At 66.3% G+C, this 20,651-nt stretch carries 19 protein-coding genes; 10 read left to right on the top strand and 9 right to left on the bottom strand.

Annotated features, from left to right (window positions below; translation table 11 throughout):
• Window positions 1-14: 14 nt before the first annotated feature.
• The 5 genes from LOC56_RS12770 to LOC56_RS12750 form a co-directional block, all read right to left on the bottom strand.
• Entirely contained in the window at window positions 15-1,208 is a 1,194-nt protein-coding gene (locus tag LOC56_RS12770; RefSeq protein ID WP_227923330.1) for a toxic anion resistance protein, read from the bottom strand.
• A gap of 92 nt (window positions 1,209-1,300) precedes the next feature.
• Entirely contained in the window at window positions 1,301-1,882 is a 582-nt protein-coding gene (locus tag LOC56_RS12765; RefSeq protein ID WP_227923331.1) for a TerD family protein, read from the bottom strand.
• 28 nt (window positions 1,883-1,910) lie between these two features.
• Complete coding sequence (locus LOC56_RS12760) at window positions 1,911-2,492, bottom strand: TerD family protein (protein WP_227923333.1); 582 nt, start codon at window positions 2,490-2,492, stop codon at window positions 1,911-1,913.
• Between the two features lie 28 nt (window positions 2,493-2,520).
• Window positions 2,521-3,111, bottom strand: a complete 591-nt coding sequence (locus LOC56_RS12755; protein WP_227923335.1) for a TerD family protein — start codon at window positions 3,109-3,111, stop codon at window positions 2,521-2,523.
• Between the two features lie 12 nt (window positions 3,112-3,123).
• On the bottom strand, window positions 3,124-4,236 hold the full coding sequence (locus LOC56_RS12750; protein ID WP_229952615.1) for a DUF475 domain-containing protein: 1,113 nt from the start codon (window positions 4,234-4,236) through the stop codon (window positions 3,124-3,126).
• 325 nt (window positions 4,237-4,561) lie between these two features.
• On the opposite strand from LOC56_RS12750, the gene LOC56_RS12745 reads away from it, so the two are divergent.
• On the top strand, window positions 4,562-4,867 hold the full coding sequence (locus LOC56_RS12745) for a variant leucine-rich repeat-containing protein (protein ID WP_229952614.1): 306 nt from the start codon (window positions 4,562-4,564) through the stop codon (window positions 4,865-4,867).
• Window positions 4,868-4,932: 65 nt separating this feature from the next.
• Here the strand turns inward: LOC56_RS12745 and LOC56_RS12740 are convergent, their stop codons facing one another.
• Window positions 4,933-5,688 carry an anti-sigma factor gene (locus tag LOC56_RS12740; protein WP_229952613.1) on the bottom strand — a complete coding sequence of 252 codons (756 nt, stop codon included), beginning with the start codon at window positions 5,686-5,688 and terminating at the stop codon, window positions 4,933-4,935.
• Window positions 5,685-6,308 (bottom strand): sigma-70 family RNA polymerase sigma factor, encoded by a 624-nt coding sequence (locus tag LOC56_RS12735; RefSeq protein ID WP_229952612.1) that lies wholly within the window; start codon window positions 6,306-6,308, stop codon window positions 5,685-5,687. The genes LOC56_RS12740 and LOC56_RS12735 overlap by 4 nt, the downstream gene beginning before the upstream one ends.
• 240 nt (window positions 6,309-6,548) lie before the next feature.
• Here LOC56_RS12735 and LOC56_RS12730 point away from each other — a divergent pair, with 240 nt between their 5' ends.
• The 7 genes from LOC56_RS12730 (at window position 6,549) to LOC56_RS12700 (ending at window position 15,721) form a co-directional block, all read left to right on the top strand.
• On the top strand, window positions 6,549-7,382 hold the full coding sequence (locus tag LOC56_RS12730) for a hypothetical protein (RefSeq protein ID WP_229952611.1): 834 nt from the start codon (window positions 6,549-6,551) through the stop codon (window positions 7,380-7,382).
• A gap of 157 nt (window positions 7,383-7,539) precedes the next feature.
• Window positions 7,540-7,998, top strand: a complete 459-nt coding sequence (locus tag LOC56_RS12725) for a class F sortase (protein ID WP_229952610.1) — start codon at window positions 7,540-7,542, stop codon at window positions 7,996-7,998.
• A 126-nt stretch (window positions 7,999-8,124) separates the two neighbouring features.
• Complete coding sequence (locus tag LOC56_RS12720; protein ID WP_229952609.1) at window positions 8,125-10,560, top strand: hypothetical protein; 2,436 nt, start codon at window positions 8,125-8,127, stop codon at window positions 10,558-10,560.
• A 290-nt stretch (window positions 10,561-10,850) separates the two neighbouring features.
• The gene (locus LOC56_RS12715) at window positions 10,851-12,791 is read left to right on the top strand and encodes a DUF7937 domain-containing protein (protein WP_229952608.1); all 1,941 of its coding nucleotides are present in this window, start codon (window positions 10,851-10,853) and stop codon (window positions 12,789-12,791) included.
• 117 nt (window positions 12,792-12,908) lie between these two features.
• Window positions 12,909-13,973 carry an SGNH/GDSL hydrolase family protein gene (locus LOC56_RS12710; RefSeq protein WP_229952607.1) on the top strand — a complete coding sequence of 355 codons (1,065 nt, stop codon included), beginning with the start codon at window positions 12,909-12,911 and terminating at the stop codon, window positions 13,971-13,973.
• An 85-nt stretch (window positions 13,974-14,058) separates the two neighbouring features.
• The gene (locus LOC56_RS12705; protein WP_229952606.1) at window positions 14,059-14,868 is read left to right on the top strand and encodes an enoyl-CoA hydratase/isomerase family protein; all 810 of its coding nucleotides are present in this window, start codon (window positions 14,059-14,061) and stop codon (window positions 14,866-14,868) included.
• Window positions 14,849-15,721, top strand: coding sequence for a 3-hydroxyacyl-CoA dehydrogenase family protein (locus LOC56_RS12700; protein ID WP_331460945.1), 873 nt, complete (start codon window positions 14,849-14,851; stop codon window positions 15,719-15,721). The genes LOC56_RS12705 and LOC56_RS12700 overlap by 20 nt, the downstream gene beginning before the upstream one ends.
• On the opposite strand, the gene LOC56_RS12695 is transcribed toward LOC56_RS12700, so the two are convergent.
• Window positions 15,708-16,751, bottom strand: a complete 1,044-nt coding sequence (locus LOC56_RS12695) for a nucleoside hydrolase (RefSeq protein ID WP_229952605.1) — start codon at window positions 16,749-16,751, stop codon at window positions 15,708-15,710. The two genes, LOC56_RS12700 and LOC56_RS12695, sit on opposite strands and share 14 nt — an antisense overlap.
• An 88-nt stretch (window positions 16,752-16,839) precedes the next feature.
• Between LOC56_RS12695 and LOC56_RS12690 the strand changes: the two genes are divergently transcribed.
• Window positions 16,840-17,994 carry an NAD(P)/FAD-dependent oxidoreductase gene (locus LOC56_RS12690; protein ID WP_229952604.1) on the top strand — a complete coding sequence of 385 codons (1,155 nt, stop codon included), beginning with the start codon at window positions 16,840-16,842 and terminating at the stop codon, window positions 17,992-17,994.
• 12 nt (window positions 17,995-18,006) lie between these two features.
• Here the strand turns inward: LOC56_RS12690 and LOC56_RS12685 are convergent, their stop codons facing one another.
• Window positions 18,007-19,194, bottom strand: coding sequence for an ROK family protein (locus LOC56_RS12685; RefSeq protein ID WP_229952603.1), 1,188 nt, complete (start codon window positions 19,192-19,194; stop codon window positions 18,007-18,009).
• 205 nt (window positions 19,195-19,399) lie between these two features.
• On the opposite strand from LOC56_RS12685, the gene xylA reads away from it, so the two are divergent.
• The gene (gene xylA / locus LOC56_RS12680) at window positions 19,400-20,581 is read left to right on the top strand and encodes a xylose isomerase (protein WP_407079881.1); all 1,182 of its coding nucleotides are present in this window, start codon (window positions 19,400-19,402) and stop codon (window positions 20,579-20,581) included.
• Window positions 20,582-20,651: the final 70 nt, after the last annotated feature.

Here is a 20,651-nt window from a genome sequence, read left to right as displayed (position 1 = left end):
GTCCTGCCCGGCATTTAGCGGGACTCGCTCTGGCGGGAGCGCTCGAGGTACGGCTTGGCCTGCGTGATGGTGGATTCCAGGGACTTCACGGTCCCTTCCATGTTGCGGGCCGCTTCCGAACGGAACGTGTCGATCGCGTCCATGGTCTGGTACACGTTGTCGAACGCCTTCTGCAGGGTTTCCACGCTCACGCCGGAGCTGGAGGCCTGCTGGTGGATCCGGGCGGTCTGGTCCTTGAGCATTTCGCTGGTGCTCAGGATCATGTTGTTCGTGGTGGTGTTCACCGCGTCGATCTGGTCCAGCACCATCTTCTGGTTGGCCAGGGCCTGGGCCACGATGACGGCGGTGCGCAGGGCGGAGATGGTGGTGGTGCGCGCCCGCTCCACGCCCTTGATCAGTTCCACGTTGTTCTTGCGGATCAGGTCCATGGCGAGGTAGCCCTGCACGGACACGGCCAGCTGGGTGAGGATGTCCTGGCGGCGCTGGCGGATGGGGAAGAGCACGTCCGCTTCGAGGGCGTTGGCCTGCTCAATCTGCCCGGAGTTCTTAAGCTTGTCCACCTTTTCCACGCAGGCCGCATCCAGCGACTCGGCGAGCACGGAGTATTCGCTCAGGGTCTGCATGGTCTTCCACAGCTCCACCTTTTCCCCGGCGAGGGAGGCGTTGTCCTTAAGCAGTTCATCCTGGCCGGCCATCAGGGCCTTGATGATCTTGTCCAGCTGGACCTGGGCGGATTCGTACTTCTGGAAGTACTTGGCCAGCTTGTTGCCGCCGGGGATGATGCCGAGGATCTTGCGTCCGGTGCCCAGGTTCGCCTGGTTCGGGGTGAGGTCCTCAACGGTGCTGCGCAGATCGCCCAGGGTGACGGCGACCTTCTTCTGAGCGTCGTTGCCGGACTTCTTCGCCCCGGCCACGGAGGTGGAGGAGCGGTCCAGCAGGCGGGTGGAGTATCCGGCGGACTGCACCATCTCCGCACCGGCCAGCTTGTTGATGGAATCCACCTGGGCGGTGAACTCCGGGCTGCGGGCGTCCAGCTTGGAGACTTCCTCCATGAAGGACTTGGCCTGCGCGGCAATTTCGACGCGGCGTTCCTCCGGCACCGGAACCATGCCCGGAGCGCTCTCGGGAGCGACCGGAGCGGGCGGTTCCGGGGCTTTCAGCACCAGGGCGGCTTCGGTGGCGTCCGGGGGAGTCAACGGTGTGGTCATGGTCCAGCCTTTTCTTGTGAGCTGCGTATACGGATGCGGGGAGTGTCCCGGCCTGCGGAACACTCCCCGCAGGGTGTAACTGAAATGCGAGTCTAGCTGAGCTGCACACCGAAGTCGGTGGCGATGCCGGCCAGACCGGTGGCGTAGCCCTGGCCGACGGCCTTGAACTTCCACTCGCCGTTGTTGCGGTACACCTCGGCGAAGATCATGGAGGTCTCCGGAGCGGCGTCCTCGCTGAGGTCGAACCGGACAATTTCGCTGTCGTTGTCCTGGTTGATGACGCGGCAGTACGCCCCGCGGACCTGGCCGAAGTTCTGGTTCCGGGCTTCGGCCTGGTCGATGGATACGACGATGACCACGCGGTCGACGTCGGCGGCCATCTGGGTCAGGTCGATCAGGATCTGCTCGTCGTCACCTTCGCCGGCGCCGGAACGGTTGTCGCCCAGGTGGGTGACGGAACCGTCCTTGGCGGCGGGCTGGTTGTAGAAGATGAAGTCGTCGGAGGAGCGCACCTTGCCGTTGGCTGCGATCATCAGCGCCGAGGCATCCAGGTCGAAGGGTTCGCCCGTGGTGGTGCGCGGGTCCCAGCCCAGGCCGACTACGGCCTTCTGGAGTCCGGGATCGGTTTTGGTGAGGGAAAGGTTGTTGCCCTTGGTGAGGGTCAGTCCTGCCATGCTGTTCAGCTCCTTGTAGACGTGGGGATTAGTCGAGGGCGATGCCGAAGTCGGTGGCAACCCCGTACAGCCCGGACGCGTAGCCCTGGCCGATGGCGCGGAACTTCCACTCTCCGCGGTTGCGGTAGATCTCGGCGAAAATCATGCAGGTTTCCGCTGCGGCGTCCTCGCTGAGGTCGTAGCGGACAACTTCTGCGTCGGTGTCCTGGTTGACCACCCGGCAGTACGCATCGCGCACCTGCCCGAAGTTCTGGTGCCGCGCTTCGGCCTGGTCGATGGAGACCACAATGACCACGCGGTCGACGTCGTCGGTCAGGATGCTGAGGTCAATCAGGATCTGCTCGTCGTCGCCGTCGCCCTGGCCGGTGCGGTTATCGCCCAGGTGGACCACCGAGCCGTCCTTGGCGGACAGCTGGTTGTAGAAAATGAAGTCGTCCTGGGAGCGCACCTTGCCGTCGGCTCCGAGCAGCAGTGCGGAGGCGTCCAGATCGAACGGATCTCCGCTGGTGGTGCGCGGATCCCAGCCCAGGCCGATCAGGGCCCGTTCCAGGCCCGGGTCAGCCTTGGTGAGGGAAAGATTGCTTCCTTTGGAAAGTGTCAGGCCGGACAAGGTGCTCTCCTTACGGACGGGCGGGTGGTTAGAGCGAGCGGGCTGCGGTGGGGATCAGGTCCATCACGGTACGCCCCTGGGCGCGTTCGCCGATGGCCTTGAAGCTCCAGCCGGAGCCTTCGCGGCCAACCTTGGCCATAACCATGGCCGTGTGGGTGCCGGCGTCGGTCAGCTGGTAGCGGGCGATTTCCGGGCTGCCGGGCGTGGAGTCGTCGATCAGGCGGCAGAAGGCGTTCTGCACCTGGTCGAAGGTCTGCCGGCTGTAGCTGGAGATCACGAACACGATGTTCTGCACAGCGGGGGAGACGGCTGCCAGGTTCACCAGGATGACCTCGTCGTCGCCCTCGCCGGCGCCGGTGAGGTTGTCGCCGGTGTGCTTGGTGGAGCCGTCCTTGCTGGCGAGCTGGCCGTACCAGACCTGGTCAACAGCGTTGCCGTTGGCGTCGAAGAAGATGGCCGAGGCATCGAGGTCCACTTCCGCGGTCTTCTTGCCGCCGAACAGGCCGCGCTTGACCGGGGCAGCGGAATCCCAGCCCAGTCCCAGGCGGGTCTTGCTCAGTGCTCCGCCGTCCTTCTTCGTCAGCGACAGCGACTGACCTTTTTCCAGGCTCAGGCCCATGATTCTCCCTCGTTAGTTTGTGTAGACAGGATCTTTTGATGCACCGGCGGACTTCGCTGCGCGCTTGTTACGCACAATCGAGGAGGTCAGCGACGCGAGGATGAAGACCACGCCGATGAGGCCGGTGATGACCTCGTTGATTTCGATTTCGATGGTGAGCAGCAGGATGGCAGCCAGGGCGCCGATGGCCCAGTGGGCACCGTGGTCCAGGTAAACGAACTCGTCCAGGGTGCCCTGCTTCACGAGGAACACGGTCAGGGACCGGACGAAGATCGCACCGATGAGGCCAAGGCCCAGGGCAATGATGATCGGGTCCGAGGTGATCGCGAAGGCGCCGATGACACCGTCGAAGGAGAACGACGCGTCAATGACTTCCAGGTAGAGGAAGAGCATGAAGGCGGCCTTGCCGGTGGCCTTCACCAGGGCGCCGTTGCCGGACTTCGGGGCGCGTGCCTCGACGTCGTCGGCATCGAAGTCGCCGTCGCCGTCGACGTCGAACATGTCACCCAGGCCGGTGACCAGCAGGTAGGTGATCAGGCCGGCGGCGCCGGCGACGAAGACATCGGTGGTGTGCGAGGGATCCGAGAGGGCACCGGCGGCCAGCAGGGCACCGAGGCCGACGATCAGGGAAGCGCCGTTGATCTTGCCGACCTTGGCGAACGGGGTTTCCAGCCAGCGCAGCCACCGGATGTCGCGGTCTTCGAACATGAAGTCCAGGAAGATCATCAGCAGGAACAGGCCACCGAAGGCGGCGATCTGCGGGTGGGCTTCATGCAGGAGGTAGCCGTAGCTCCCGGGCTCGTCCGGATCGCCCTTTTCGAGGGCCAGCTGCAGGGCTTCGATCGGGTTGATGCTGGCGGTGACGCCCACAATAACCAGCGGGAAGACGATGCGCATGCCGACGACGGCGATGAGGATGCCCACGGTGAGGAACATCTTCTGCCAGAAGGGGCTCATTTTTTCGAGAATGCGCGCGTTGACCACGGCATTGTCGAAGCTAAGGCTGATTTCGAGAACGCCCAGGATGGCGCAGAGGATGAGTGCCTCTACCCCGCCGTAGAAGAACGCCGTTACCAGCGCGGCGGCCGTGATGACAAACGACCACCCGAAAGTTTTGAAAAACACTCTGCTTGCAGCTCCTTCAGTTCCTGCGCGCAGCCGGTGGGGGCGGAAAGGGCAAAAACTAGGTAGAGGATGGCTTCATCCGAATCGAATTAGGCTTCAGTATGTCGCACCCCGGACACCGCGGGCAACTACCGGCGGTGACGTTCGCGGAGAGGGTAGAGCCAGGGGAGTGCAGGGTGCCAGAGCAGCGGCCGACCGCGGCAGTCCCTTGAGTCCTTTGGCGAGGCGGCGGCGATTGGGCGGCGGCGATTGGGCGGCGGCCCTCGTGGTCTGAAAGAATAATGGAAAGCCTGCTTACTCAGGCAACCATTTGAAGGAGGACTGCATGCAGGACGAAAAGTTTGGGAACGGAAATCCGGAACCGGTTATGAACATTCCGGCAGCAGACATCGTCAGCGGCGGTGCATCCGCCGCCCCGCCCGCGCAGGTGGACCCCGCCGAGGTTGCCATCCTGGCCGAGGCCGAAGATCCGGGTACCGACCCGCTCCGGCTGCAGGAACTGGCCACCGACTATCCGCTGGCCCGCCCTGCGGTGGCAGCCAACCCCGCTGCCGGCCCGGAGCTGCTTGCCTGGCTCGGCGCGCTTGGCGACGCCGGCGTGAACGAGGCCCTCGCGCGCCGCGGCCGCTAGCCTCCACTGAGAACGTCCCGCTGCACGAAGTCGATGCGGCGGGACGTTCCGTTTAAAAGGGAAGCCTAGATCTCGGCGACGGCCACCAGCGGGAACGTAGGCGTGGAGGACCCGCCCGCAGGCTCAACCGTCAGGGCCACGGCTCCGGCCTTGGCGACGTCGCCGCTGAGCCAGACGCTGACGTCCCCTCCGGAAAAGTGCGTATCCGGAATGGGAGTCTCGCCCTCGAGCAGCCACAGCTGGTACTCCCGTCCCTCGCCGGGATCGGGAAGGGTGTCCGCGACGAACAGGGCTTCGTCCTCCTCACGCGAAACAACCAGGGTGGCCGGCTGGCCATTGACGTCGACGCGCTGCGTGGCGACATCCGGTGCGGCCAGCAGCCGGGTTTCCCGGTCCTGTTCCTGAGCTGACAGCTGTTCCTGCTCGCGCTGCTCCGACTGGACCCCCAGGTTCCAGCCGGCCAGGCCGATTCCGGGGAGCAGGACCGCAGCCGCTGCGGCCGCCAGGAGGCGACGTCCGCGCCGTCGTCGTCGTTCTTCCAGGGAGACGACGACGGCGGGTCCGGTCTGGGGGCCAGGCAGCGGCTGGGTGCCGTGGATGGAAGACAGTACGGAGCTGCGCAAGGCAGGCGGGGGAGTCTGGGCCGTCCCGGCAGCCAGGCCCGCGGTGGCCTCGGCATATTCGGCGACCTCCGCCTGGCAGCGGGGGCAGTCCGCCAGGTGCTGTTCGAATTCGCGGCGCTCGGCCGGCTCCAGGGCGTCCACGGCATACAGCGGGGCGAGCTCATGGAGGTCCCCGGCGTTGTGGCTGTGCTGGTTCATGCTTGTCCCCCCAATGCCGAGCGAAGCTTCTTCAACCCGTCACGGATGCGGGCTTTGGCGGTGCCCAACGGGATGTCCAGGCGCAGGGCAACCTCCTGATAGGTGAATCCCTGGTAATAGGCCAAGGCAACGGCTTCGCGCTGAAGCGGGGTAAGAGTGCTCAGCCCTGTTTGCACCTCATGGGTTTTCATACCCTGCTCCACTTCCTGCCATGTCTGGTCCACTGGCGGTCCCGTCCGTTGGTCCTCGTAGGTCTGTTCCCGCTCCCGTTCACGGGCCACCTTGCGTACCCGGTCCACCGCCCTCCGGTGGGCAAGAGTGCATAACCATCCCAGCACTGTTCCGCGTGTCGGGTCGAAACGTGCGGACTGCTGCCAGGCCATCAGATAGACCTCCTGGACAACTTCGGCCGCGATTTCCGGAGACCGGGTCACCTGCACCGCCAGCCCGTACACCTTCGCAGAGGTGGCGTCATACAGGGCCGCGAAACTGGCTTCGTCACCTTCACCGCAGCGGCGCACCAGGTCGGCGAGCCCGGCCCCTCGGCCCTCCTGCCAGTCTTCCGGTGCGGAGGCAGGCCGAGCGGTGAAATCCGTCGGGCCGGTTCCAGAGTCAGTCATGGGCTCCCACAGGTCATCCCTTCGACGGCGGCGCCCGGCCGAGGCAACGGACGGGGAGATGTTCGCTGAGAACACTGTCATACTTTTGCACCGCGCAGATACCGAGTCTCCATACCCAGTGTTCGCTGCCGGACCGCCGCTGGATGGGTCTCGTCTATTTTCCCGGACAGGTAGCTGGTGAAGATTTCAAAGTATTTTTTCCCGGCACCCATCCGGAAGAGGATCGGCTCCGAACCTTCCATGTCTAACGACCGATGCACGCACCTCGATGTGCACACCGACACGACGAAGGAACCGATCATGAACAAGAAGATGCGCCTGCTAGCCGTTCCCACCCTGGCCCTGGGTGCGTTGGCCCTCTCGACGGGTCCCGCCATGGCCCATGGCGAAGACTCCTGGTCGAGCCAGGCCACGTTGAACACGATGAATAATTCCGGCACCACCGGCCAGGCCATGGTGGAGGTGCACGGCATGGAAGCCAAGGTAACGGTCAACGTCGCCGGAGCGGCCGAGACGTTTATGGACGGTCCCTTCCCGCACGCACAGCACATCCACATCGCCGCCCAGGGGGTCTGCCCCGGTCCCGACGCCGACACCGACGGCGACGGAGTGGTCAACACGACCGAGGGCCACCCGTTCTACGGCCACATCGGCAACTCGCTCACCACCGAGGGTGACACCAGTGCAGACTCCGCACTGGCCATCGATCGTTTCCCGGGCGGATCCGCCTACACCTACGAGCGCACCTTCGAACTGACTCCCGAGACGGCAGCATCGCTGAAGGACGGGTCCGCGGTAGTTGTAGTCCATGGCGTGGATCCCGCGCTGATGCCCGCCGCCGCAGCGGAGAAGATGTCCGACCTCGACGAGACGCTGTCTGCCGCAGCGACCCTCCCCGCGGCCTGCGGCACCCTCGCCGGTTCGCAGATGGATGCGATGCCCGAAGGTGGAGCTGACACAGGGGTGGAGGCAGCAGCCGGCAACGGCAACGCCGCCGGAATTGCCGTAGCCGGCGCCGGTGTCCTGGCCCTGGCCGGTGGGGCGATGGCTATCCGCCGTCGTGCCAACGCCTAAGACTGACCCGTTACCGGAGCGTCGATTCCCATGACGGTATCCCGCCACGGCCGCCCCGGAGGCCGGACCATCCACAAGCACACCGACGGCGGCTGCCCCGGCTTCCCCGGCCGCCGTCCCGAGCCAGCCCGCAGCTCCGCCGGCTGACTCTTCTCAGGTGCTGGCCCCCTCCGCGCCGGTGTCCTTATCTATCCCTGCCACCGGCACTGAATCCCGGCTGCTGCATCTTGGACTGCGGGAGGACGGTTCCCTGGAGGTTCCGCCGGAGCCTCCCGGATCGCCGGCGAGCTGGTACACGGGCTCGCCCACACCGGGGGAACGCGGCCCGGCCGTGCTGCTGGGGCATGTCAATGCCACGGGTGGAGGCGAGGGAGTCTTTGCCGGCCTGCGGAACCTGGTGCCCGGCGACCGGCTCGAAATCGCTCGGGAAGACGGGACTACTGCGGTCTTCTCGGTGGACCGCGGAGAGCAGTACGGGAAAGACGAGTTTCCTACGCTCGCGGTGTACGGCAATACAGCCGGTGCAGAGCTGCGCCTGATCACCTGCGACGGTTTTGACCCTGCCACCGGAACCTTCGACGACAACTACGTTGTCTACGCCAGTCTTAGCGGCTGAAACTGCCCCGAACCTGCCCCTTGCCTGACCACGGCCCGTGCTAGGGTCTAGTGCCGTACGTATCTGTTGGCTCGGGGGGACCATCACTTACTCCTTCCGGGTCCTTGCTGACATCCTGGGGGAGTCTTGAAACACTGCACGTCCTGCGGCGCTGAACTGCAGCCGCATTGGAAATTCTGTACCAATTGCCAGGCGCCTCAGCCGGCACTGTCGGGCGGCGAAACCACCGCCCCTCAGGGCACGGAAGCCGATGCCGCCCCGAGTTCCGGAACGCACCGCGCCGACTCCCCGCAGGCAGCGTCCCCGCAGGCAGCGTCCCCCCAGGCGGCCTCCCCTCAGGCTGTCGACTCCCAGAGCCCGGCCCAGGCCGAGCAGCCGACGCAGCGGTTCGAGCAGGCTCCGGCCCAGACAGAGCAGCCGACGCAGCGGTTCGAGCAGGCTCCGGCCCAGCAGCACAGCGAACAGCAGACCGCAGCTATGCGTACCCCGGCTGCGTCGACTTCAGTATTTGACCCACCCTTTGTCTCGCAAGCTGCGGCCCAGTCCGGATCCGGCCAGCCCGGCACCGGCTACACCGGCCCCGCCGGTTCAGGTCCCACATACGGTGCTCCCAACGACGGCGGCCCCGCCGGCCCGCAGGGACCCACCGGACCCGGCGCGCCGTCGTCGGGCGGTAAGAAGCCCTCCCGCAAGCTGACGATCATCCTGGTCTCCGTACTGGCACTCCTGGTCATTCTGGGGCTGGCGGCGTTCTTCATCGTGCAGAACATGGTCCGCGGAGGTGCCGGGTCCGCCGAAGACGCTGCCGACAAGGTGGTGGAGTCCATCGAGTCCAAGGACATCATTGGACTGGCCACCATGGTGCCGCCGGAGGAACGCGAACCGCTCCAGCGCATCCAGGAACAAGTGATGGACAAGGTCGAGGAATTCGGCCTGGAGGAAGCGATTAACAAGGTCGCCGACGAAGACGCCGAAATCGACGACGAGCTGACTTTCGACGGCATCAGCATCACCTTCGAGGGTGTCGATCCCGAGGTCACCGAGATCGACGAGTCCACGGCGCTGATCAAGTACACCTCCGGTGAGGCGCGGTTCCAGCTGGATCCGGCTGAAACCACCGGAGCCATCCGCTCCGGTCTCGAGGCCGGCGGCTACGAAGACGAAGAAAAGATTGATGAAACCGTCCAGCTCAACGAAATGGGAGCGGACGGCTCTCCGCTGACCCTGGTGGCCACCGAACGTGACGGCCGTTGGTACGTAAGCCCGATGTACAGCATCGCCGAAATCATCAATGAGAGCGAAGGGTATGACCGCGGCAGCGTTCCCGAAACCGCAGGCGGCAGCGACAGCCCGGCTGCAGCTGCGCAGGCCGCAGTAGAGGCCGTTCCGGACGTGGTTTCCGAAGGAAGCCTGGAGCCGCTGGCCGGGACACTGTCCATCCACGAAGGCAGCCTGCTGTACCTGTACCAGGACCTGTTTGACGACATGATGGCCGGGGCGGGCGGGGAAGAGCTGAACATCAGCGACGTGCGCTTCACGGATGGCGACAAGGACGGTGACCGTGCCGTCGCCGTCGTCGAGAACATCACGGTTGAAAGCGAATACGGCGACGAGATCACCCTCACCAGCGAGTGCATCGAAGGCGAGCGGGAGTCCGACAGCATCTGCTTCAGCGATTCCGGTTACTCCATTGAGCCCTCCATGGAGATGCTGGGCGGCGCGAAGATCATGAGCCTGACCACCATTGAGGAGGAAGGCAAGTGGCGGGTGAGCCTGGGGCACACCGTTGCGGACTGGATCATCAACTGGACCGATTCCCTGACCCGTGAGCAGGCGCTGGCCTTGATGCAACTCGCGAACACCGAGGATGCCACCGGAGATATCAGCGTGGACGAATCCACCGAGGTGGAGTTCAACTCGGCCGGCTTCGCGGTCCTCAACCTGACGGTTGACGAGGACATGGCCCTGGAGCCGGAAGACGGCGACTTCGGCGACATGCTGGTGTACTCCGAGGACGGCAAGGACCAGATCGCGGACCTCGGATGGGGCGATGAGGTCGAGGCGGGCAGCTACAAGCTCGTGGTCTTTGCCGGCCCGGAATGGCAGGAAGAGTTCGCTGAAAAGGGCAACGACTTCGAGCACTCCGCCGACCTGACCCTGGTTGAGGGGAAGGGCTACGACTTTTCCAATGACTCGGACTACTCCGATTCGGATTACTCGGCGGACTCAGTGCCTTCAGGCTCGTACATCAGCAGCGATTACGGAGTGCTTTCCACCGGGTCCTCGGAAGAGTCCGCGAAGAGCCACACCATCGCGGGCGCGGACGTCGAAGCCGATCTGGAGATCAGCGCCCTCGGCTCATCGAGTTCAACGATCGTGCTCGGCATCACGCTGGATGGTAAGGAAGAGAAGCTTGAAATCCCGATGGGGGAGAGGGTCGAGTACTCCATCGCCTACCCCAATGACGGCAAGGACCATGAGCTGAAAGTCCAGATTCTGTCCGCCACTCCGGAGACCGACTTCAACCTTGTGAGCTACACGGTCGCGGTCAAGACGAAATAGCAGGCTTCCCGGCGGGCGCTCCAGCCTGCAGCCGGGTCTGCCGGGCCACCGGCATAAATGATTTTTGAGGATCCAAGGAAGGCGTTATGAAATTCTGTCCCGAATGTGGGAAACAACAAGAACCGGGAGGCCGGTTCTGTGCGGACTGCGGGTATGCCATAGGTGCCGCGCCCGCTGCTGCAGCTTCCGCTCCAGTCGCGGAGCCTGCTTCCGAACCCGCAACACCAGCTGCCGGACCGGCGGACGATCGGCAGTTCGCAGCAGTCGGCGCACCCGGCCAGCCCGGCCAGGTGCCTTACGGCCAGCCCGGCCAGGGTGGTTACGGCCAGGCGCCTTACGGCCAGCCCGGCCAGGGCTACGGCCAGCAGGCGTACGGTCAGCCGCCCCAGCAGCGTCAAGAGCAGCAGTATCCGGGTCACCCCGGCTACGGCCAGGCTCAGGCGCAGGTTCCCTCGGGCATCAAGCGCCCGTCGCCTTTTGCCGGGGTTCCGATCAGTGACTACGTCCGTGACGGCCTGGCTTTCCTGGCTCTCTTCGCCTCGCTGTTCATGACGTGGACCATCAGTACGAGTAGCTACGACGACCCCAGCAAGGCCGGAACCCGGGTAGACGTACTCCTCATCACTCTCCTAAGCATGATGTCCATTGGCGTCAGCTACCTGTGGCGAGCGGGCGTCTTCGGACCCAGAATCGGCTACCGGATGATCCAGGACATTCGCCTCCTGGCAAATCTTCCGTACGTGATCCTGGTGCTCGTCTACTTCGTGCTGAGCCTCGTTTCCGGCTTCGGGGACGATGATTTCCGGTTCCTGGGCAACGCCGTGGCCTTCGGACTCGCAGGTGCCATCCTCGCCGCACAGCCGCGAAAGGGTGAAATAGCTCCCGGCGAGGTTGATGGGGCACGCCACCGGCGGTGGCTGTTCGTCATGCTGGGCATTGTGGGCTTTATGGCCGTCACCACCATCCTGCAGATCATCCTGCTTGCCATGGAAGTACAGGAGTACTACACGGTCGGGGACCGATGGATGTTGCTGGTTTCCCGGATTGTTGCCGCGCTCCTGTCGGTAGCGGTTCTTGGACTCATCGCACTGAAGGTCTTCCGCGGCTCCGACGCCTGGCGTTTTGCCGGTGTGGCGCTCGGTGTGGGCGGCGCTTTCCTCGCGGTGCTGGGACTCATGGGCGTGGATTCGATTCCGCAGGGGTTCTTCCCGGGAGGAGCAGGATTCTCCATCTTGTTCTGGATGGCCTTCGGCGCTACGGTTTCCGCTCCGTCCGTCGCCCGCACCACGGACCGGACCGCGCCTGCCCCCGCGGACCGACTCGCTGCCCTCCGTCCCGTACTGCTCCTGACCCTGATCCTGGCAGCGGCTTTGGCCGTCTTCATGCTGATCGGACTGGTGCAGACACTGATCGAAGACTACGACGGAGTGGCCTCCTGGTCGGTTGGCCTGGTTCTGGCGCTCCTGTTGGTTGCCGCCACCGCACTGACCCCGAAGCTTGCCTCCCGCGACGAGCGGTCCGCTTTCGTGATGGGCAGCGTGTACGCGGGTGCCGTGTTTGTCCTGGCGCTGATCCTCATGATCCTGTTCGAAGTCCAGGACTCCGAGTGGTCGGCGGGCACCGAGCCGTTGCCGGTAGGGACGGTCATGTCCCTGATCATGGTGCTCACCTGGGTTATGCCGTTCGCGGTGCTGGCCGTGCTTTGGCTGGATAAGGCTGCGCGGGCACACTTCAAGTCGCTGCCGGCCTCCGGCAACACGGGCACCGGCTTCGCCTTTGAAGGGGCTCCGGCCCGGGCGCAGGTTCCCGCCATTCCGACGCCGGCCACTTTCGTTGGGGCTCAGCAGCACCAGTTCCCGCAGCCGGTGCAGCCGGTACAGCAGCAGGCGCCGGTCCAGGAACCCCAGCAGCAGGCCCCCGTCCAGGAGACCGCAACCGACCCGGCTCCGGCCCAGGAACCCGTGCAGTCTGCGGCAACTGAGTCGCAGGACCAGGACGAGGAAGTGTCCGAAGACACCGTTCGGCGTACCCCGGTCGCTGACCCGGATGCCGCCCTGCTGGCCGAAGCCGCCGATCCTGCCACGCCCCTGGCACGGCTCCAGGAACTGGCTACCCACCCGCGTGCCCGGGTAGTCGTGGCAGCCAACCCGTCCACCTACCCGGCACTGCTGACCTGGCTGAGCCAGCTCGGGGACCCGGTCGTGAACGAGGCGCTGGGCCGCCGTCGGTAACCGGCCTTAAGCAATAGGTATGAAGCGGCGGCCGACGTCGTTGGTAGGGGTTATCACTGCCAACGACGCCGGCCGCCGTCGTTTAACTTCCACCAGCTCAATGATTCAGGGGCGCTCATGAAAAAGCGGACGTGCGCGGGCGCGAGGCGGAGTGCAGCAGCCGGCATCGTTGGGACCGCGCTACTGCTCTCCGGATGCTCGACCGCACCTGCCGCGGGTCCGCCGTCGGGCAGTACGACGACGGCGGCCAGCCCCGATCCAACGCCCAGCGATCCAACCCCCAGCCCCGCCCCGACCCCGGAACCGCCCCGCCCCTCGGGCTGGCTCGCGGAGGTAACCGGCGACGCCGGACGCCTGGCCATCCTCGGCGACTCCTTCGCCGCGGGGGAGGGTGCCGGCGATTATCAGCCTGCAGTGTCCGGCGGCGGGGATTCCTGCCACCGCAGCCTCCACCCGCCCGCTGCGGAACTGTTTGCCCCGCAGAACATTGCGAACCTGGCGTGTTCCCGGGCCACCACCGGGCACCTGACTGCTCAGCAACGGCTGGCCGTTCTGGATCCCGGAGCCGGACCGGCAACGGACCCCGGCACGGTCCCTGCGCAGCTGGAGCAGCTGCAGGGCTTCGAACCGACCCTGGTGGTGCTCTCGGTGGGCGGCAACAACCTCGACTTCGCCGGAATCCTGCAGGCCTGCCTGCTGGAAACCACTCCCTGCAGTGATGACCCGAAACTTGTCGCCCATGCGGCGGAGCAGCTGTCCGCCCTGGAAGCGGACCTCGTGGACGCCTATGCCAGCGTCGCGACGGCCGTCCCTGCTCCCGTGCTGGTGCTTCCGTACCCCCAGCTTTTTGATGAGCCCGACGGCGACTGCGGCCGGCTCAGCACGGAGGAACAACGCTTCGGCCGGGACCTCATCGATGACTTGAACGCCGTCATCCGGTCCGCCGTGGATACGTCTTCCTTTCCCAACGTCTACTACGTGGACGCCGTTGAACAGGCCCTGGCCGGACACGGCGCCTGCAGCCCGGAACCGTTCGTGCATGCGGCAGACCTCTCCGGGCTGTTGCGGGCCGCCGACTCGTTTACCGCCAACCAGGAGCTGCTGCACCCCACCGACGCGGGCTACCGTGCCATGACCGCGGAGCTGGTCCGCTGGGCCACAGAGCATCCCGTGCCGCAGTGAGCCGCATCACGGCAAAGTCCGGTGCCTGCGTAATACTGGGACTGCCGGCAAGGACGCCGGCCCGCAACGAGAGGACGGGCGCACCGTGACGGAACCCCCGCAGCAGCAGACCGAGGCATTCGCAGGATTCTCTACGCTCCGGGTGACCGAGGGCGCGGACCGGATCCACGTCCAGCTGCACCGGCCCGAGGTCCGCAACGCCATTGACGCGGCCATGGTGGCGGAACTGCATGCGGTCTGCGCCGAACTGGAGCGGCGGCCGCGGGTGCTGATCCTCTCCGGCACCGAGGTTGGTGGAAAGGGGATCTTTGCCGCCGGGGCGGACATTACCGAGCTGCGCGAACGGCGTCGCGACGACGCCCTGGCAGGCATCAACTCCGGTCTCTTCACCCGGATTGCCGCCCTGCCGCTGCCCGTGATTGCAGCCTTGGACGGATTTGCCCTGGGCGGCGGGGCGGAACTGGCCTACGCCGCGGACTTCCGGCTGGGCACACCGCGGCTGAAGATCGGCCAGCCCGAAGCGGGGCTGGGAATCATGGCAGCTGCCGGAGCCACCTGGCGGCTGAAGGAGCTCGTGGGGGAGCCGCTGGCCAAGGACATGCTGCTGGCCGGACGGATCCTGTCCGGGGAGGAAGCACTGGCCGTCCGGCTGATCACCGAACTCCACCACCCCGCCGGCCTGCTGCCCGCCGCCCACGCGCTGGCGGACCGCATCACCGCGTCCGATCCGCTGGCCCTGCGCCTGACCAAAGCTGCCTTCGCGGCACCGCGCGAAGCCCATCCGCTGATCGACAACCTTGCCCAGGGAATCCTCTTCGAATCCGAGGCGAAGCTGGACCGCATGCAGGCTTTCCTCGACCGTAAGGAGAACCCCCGTGGCACCCGGGAGCGCTAACGCCGGTACCGTTCCGGCACGGGTGGGGGTGCTGGGCGGCGGACGCATGGGAGCGGGCATTGCCCACGCGTTCCTCCTGGCCGGAGCGGAGGTGGTGGTGGTGGAACGGGACCGGGAAGCCGCCGACGCCGCCCTCTCCCGGGTCACCGCGTCACTGGCCAAAAGCGTGGAACGCGGGGACACGGACGAAAGCGCCCAAGAGCTCGCCGACAGTGCCGCCTTCGCCGTGGATTACGGCGAGTTCGCGGGCTGCGGCCTGGTGGTGGAAGCGGTGCCGGAGGACTTCGCGCTGAAATCCACCGCCCTGCACGCTGTGGAGGAACAGCTCGACGACGGCGCGTGGCTGGCGACCAACACGTCCTCGCTGTCCGTGGACCGGCTGGCTGCGGGTTTGAAGCGGCCGGAGAATTTCTGCGGCCTGCACTTCTTCAATCCCGTGCCGGCTTCCCGTTTGGTGGAACTGGTCCTCGGCGCCCGGACATCGGAGCAGCTGGCCGCAAGCGCGCAGGAATGGATTGAAGCCCTGGGCAAGGCCGCCGTCGTCGTCCGCGATGCGCCCGGCTTCGCGTCCTCCCGGCTCGGCGTCGCCATCGCACTGGAAGCCATGCGGATGGTGGAGGAGGGGGTGGCGTCCGCCGAGGATATCGACGCGGCCATGACTCTGGGCTACCGCCACCCCACCGGCCCGCTGCGCACCACTGACCTGGTGGGACTGGACGTCCGGCTGGGGATCGCCGAGTACCTGCACTCGACGCTCGGCGACCGCTTCGCGCCGCCGCAGATTCTCCGGGACAAGGTGGCCCGCGGCGAACTCGGACGGAAGACCGGGCAGGGCTTCTTTAGCTACGAATAGCCTCGTCCGGAGCCACCGTCTCCAGGAACGTCCGGACCATGGCGGGGTGGTCCAGCGCCATGGCCACCGAAATCACCGGTGCCGGGGCGAGCAGGCCGTGCACTGCGTCCTCGCCGGCGATTCTCCGCCGGTCCACCAGGGTCTGCCCGCGGCTGTGCCCGGCAAGCTCCACCCGGACCGGGTAATCCTCCAGCACCACGGTTTCCGGGGCGGCGATCAGGCAGGCGGCACCGGCGTCGCCGATGGTCATGGGCTCGAGGGTGCCGTCATTGGCGCTCACCGTGGGAAGCGGCTCCGCGCCCAGGACACCTCCGGCCGCCCGAGTCCGGGCGCCCAAGGCCAGCAGCGAACCCACGAGCCGTGCACCGGGATCCGTGGAGGCTTCCAATTTCAGGTACTGCGGCGCATCGAGTGTCGCCAGCATAAAGACGTCCAGCCCGTACATGGTCACCGGCACTCCGCTTTCCAGCACCACGGCCAGTGCCTCGGGGTCATGCCAGGCATTGAACTCGGCATGCGAGGTGGCATTGCCCATCCCTGCGGATCCGCCCATAAACACAATCCGTTCCAGCTTCCGGGCCGTGAGCGGGTAGGCACGCAGGAACACCGCCAGGTTGGTCAGCGGGCCGATGCCCAGCAGGGTCACCGGCTCCGGTGAATCTTCGATGGTGCGGTGCAGGAGTTCGACGGCGGCCAGCGGCGAGGCCAGTGCACTGGCGGCCGGCAGCTGCAGCCCGCCGATCCCGTTGGCACCGTGGAAGGCGTGAGCATTGCGGGGCTCGTTGATCAGCGGCCGCTCCGCCCCGCGGGCCACTGGAACATCCGGCCGTCCGGCAAGGTCCAGCACGTCCAGGGTATTGCGCAGTACCTGGTCGACGTCGGTGTTCCCGGCCACGCAGGTCACTGCCCGCAGATCGATGCGCGGGCTGCGGGCCAGGAAGGTCAGGGCCAGGGCATCGTCCACGCCGGTGTCGACGTCGGCAATAACCGGGATGCGGCGCGGCTGTTCGGAGGAGGAAGAAGAATGCACGGCGCCGTCTTTCACTTAAACTGCTGGAAATTACCTGACAAGGTAATCAGAGAATTGAACCCTGCGGTACTTCATGAAGGGGAAAAGCATGCCGAACACGCTTCCGCCGGATACCGTCGCCGTCCTGGGCGGCGGAGTGCTGGGACTTTCCACTGCGGTGCAGCTGCTGCGCGGCGGGGCGGGCGTGCTGCTGGTGACGGAAGCGGAAGTGGGCAGCGGAGCCTCCGGTCGCTCGCTGTCCTGGCTGAACGCCGGCGGTTACGGCCAGGATTATTACCGGCTGCGGATGGCCGGCATCGACCGGTACCGGACCCTGCTGGCCCAGAACCCCGGCATCGACTGGCTTGCCTTTGACGGCGCCCTGTACTGGGACGATGACCCGTTTGTTGTCATCGAACGGCACAACACAGAGACCAGACAGGGCTACGAGGCCCGGATGGTGGAACGCGAAGACGTTCCGGCCATGGTGCCGGGCGTGGACCCGGGGGTCCTGCCGCACCGGGTGCTGGTCAACCCGGGCGAGGGCTGGGTGTCGCTGCCGCACTTGGTCCGGTACCTGGCCGAGGAGTTCACAATGCGCGGCGGCACCCTGATTGAACACGCCGGCAGATGCACTCTTACCCGCACTGTTCCCCGCGGGGACGGGTCCGACGGCGTCATCAGGGCGCGCGGGATCCGCACGGCCGGCGGGGAAGAATACGCGGCCGACGCCGTCGTCGTCGCCTGCGGAGCCGGCACCCCCGCGGTACTCGCCGAGGCAGGTGTCCACCTGCCCGACGCCTCCGACCCGGCCATGCTGGTGATCAGCGAACCGGTGGACCACGGACTGCGGGCCGTGCTGAACACGCCGCGGATTTCGCTGCGCCCGCACCCCGGCGGACGGCTCGCGATGGATTCCACCTGGTACCTGGACCGGGTGCAGCGCCTTGAGGACGGCAGCTGGAGCGTGGATCCCGAGGTGCCGGCCGAGCTGGCGGCGGAGGCGAGCCGGGTGCTGGCCGGGCATCCGGAAGTGGTGCCGCAGAGCCGGCAGCCGGGGTTGAAACCGGTGCCGGGGGACGGCGAACCCGTGCTCGGCGAGCTTGCCGCGCTGCCCGGCTGCTGGACCGCCTTCACGCACTCGGGGGCCACGCTGGGCCTGATCACCGGGGAGCTGGTGGCCGATGAAATCCTCACCGGCCGCCGGCATCCGCTGCTGGAACCGTTCCGGCCCGAGCGTTTCAGTTTCGGCTGGGACTCCTAAGCCGGGCGATTCCTAAGCCGGGCGCGGCGCCGCCAGCACCGGGGCGAAGGCCAGCTCCGCGGCGCCGACCAGCAGCAGCTCCGAGCGCAGCGCCGCCCGGCGCAGCTGTACCCGCTCGCCGAGGCTCGCCACCGCCTCGGCGGCAACGGCGTCGGTCAGCCGCTCGGGATTGGAGGCGAACAGGGTGCCGAGGAAACCTCCCAGGACAATCGTGTCCGGGTTGAAGATGTTCACGAAGTTGGTCAGCGCCACTGCCAGCTGGTCCAGCTGCCGGTCCGCTTCGGCGCGCACCGCCGCGGTCTGCTGGTCGGCCATCGCTGCGTCCAGCGTGTCCTGGTCCGCGCGGTCCAGGCCCAGGACCTCCAGCAGGCGGGCCAGGTTCACTTCCGTTTCCAGGCAGCCGCGCCGGCCGCAGTGGCATTGTTCGCCGTCGCTGCGGACCAGCGTGTGCCCGAGCTCGCCCGCGTAGCCGTCCGCCCCGCGCAGCGGCGTGCCGGCAACGATGATCCCGCCGCCGATCCCGCTCGCACTGCCGTTGAGGTACACGGCATTATCGGTGTCGACGGCGGCACCGAAGAGACTCTCTGCCACCGAACCCAGCGTGGCGTCGTTGCCGGCGAACACCGGCAGGGCCAGTGCCTCGGCCAGGGGAGCGGCCAGCGGCTCGTTCCGCCAACCCAGGTGTGGCGCCAGCAGTACCTGGCCGTCGGAGGTGCGGGTGAGTCCGGGAACAGCCACACCCACGCCGGCAATCCGGTCCATCCCGGCCAGATCGGGAGCCATCCCGGCCAGCACGGCGCGGGTGATGCTTACCGTCTCGGCCACGCTCGGCCGGGAAACGGTGTCATGGCGGACCCGGCGGTGCACCCGCCCGCCCAGCCCCACCAGGCCTACGGTCACGGCGTCGACGTCGGGATGGACCACTACGGCGGCCACCCGCTCGTTGGGGTGGACCAGCGGGCTGGGCCTTCCGACCCGTCCGGCGGGGGGATCCGTCTCGTACGCCAGCCCCATGCCGGCCAGTTCGCCGACCAGGGCACCGATGGTGGAGCGGTTGAACCCGGTAAGCCGGGTCAGGTCCGCACGGGAGAGCTGCCCGTTCCGGTGCAGCAGGGTCAGGATGCGGGAGAGGTTGGTGGACCGCAGGTTATCGGTGCCGCGGCCCGCCGGGGCAGGCGCGCTGATAATGCCGCTTTCCACGTCTTTGTTCCCTCTCCAGTTGATGGCCATCCTCCAGCCTACCTGCTGCCGCCGTGATTTGGTTGGGGGTGGCAACAAAATACCCCTCGGCTGGCCGCGAGGGCCCGCGGAGGGGAGTTTTATTGTCCGATAACCATTGACACGGGAGTATCGCCCCAATATGTTGTTGGTTCCAACTAATCCTTATCCTGGAGCTAACGTGACAATGACGCCATCGCCTTCCGACCGCTTTACCTTCGGCCTCTGGACCATCGGCTGGACCGGAACCGACCCCTTCGGCACACCGACGCGGGCCGCCCTGGATCCCATCAAGGGCATGCACAAGCTCGCCGAACTGGGCGCCTACGGGGTGACCTTCCACGACAATGACCTGGTTCCCTTCGACGCCACGGCGCAGGAGCGGGACATCATCATCAAGAACTTCACCAACGCCCTGGCCGAAACCGGCCTCAAGGCACCCATGGTGACCACCAACCTGTTCACGCACCCGGTGTTCAAGGACGGCGGCTTCACCTCCAATGACCGCTCCGTCCGCCGCTTCGCACTGCGCAAGGTGCTGCGGAACATCGACCTCGCCGCGGAGCTCGGCGCGGAAACCTTCGTGATGTGGGGCGGCCGTGAAGGCAGTGAATACGACGGTTCCAAGGACTTCTCCGCAGCCTTTGACCGCATGCGTGAGGGCATCGACACCGCTGCCGGCTACATCAAGGAGAAGGGCTACGGGCTGCGCATCGCAATCGAGCCCAAGCCCAACGAACCGCGCGGCGACATCTTCCTGCCGACCATCGGCCACGGCCTGGCGTTCATTGCCCAGCTTGAGCACGGTGACATTGTCGGCCTGAACCCGGAAACCGGGCACGAGCAGATGGCCGGGCTGAACTTCACCCACGGCATCGCCCAGGCACTGTGGTCCGGCAAGCTGTTCCACATTGACCTCAACGGACAGAAGTCCATCAAGTTCGACCAGGACCTCGTCTTCGGGCACGGTGACCTCACCAGCGCCTTCTTCACCGTCGACCTGCTGGAGAACGGTTTCCCCAACGGCGGACCGCGCTACGAAGGCCCGCGCCACTTCGACTACAAGCCGTCCCGTACCGAGGGCTACGAAGGTGTCTGGGAATCCGCCAAGGCCAACATGGACATGTACCTGCTGCTCAAGGAACGTGCCCTGGCCTTCCGCGCCGATCCCGAGGTGCAGGAAGCCATGCAGTACGCCGGCATCACCGAGCTGGCACAGCCCACGCTGGCTGCCGGTGAATCCGTCGCGGACCTGCTTTCCGACGCCGCGTCCTTCGAGGACTTCAACGCCGACGCCGCCGCAGACCGCGACTTCGGGTTCGTGAAGCTGAACCAGCTTGCGCTGGAACACCTGATGGGTGCCCGCTAGGCTACCTGCGCACGACGCGCAAAACATCACCGAATCGTGCTGCCGCCGGGTCCTGGGGGACCGGCGGCAG

This window comes from Arthrobacter sp. zg-Y179, from assembly GCF_020907345.1.
In the GTDB taxonomy this organism is placed as follows: domain Bacteria; phylum Actinomycetota; class Actinomycetes; order Actinomycetales; family Micrococcaceae; genus Arthrobacter_B; species Arthrobacter_B jinronghuae.
Note: the sequence above shows the minus strand (reverse complement) of the source record. Positions and strands in the feature narration are given on the sequence as shown.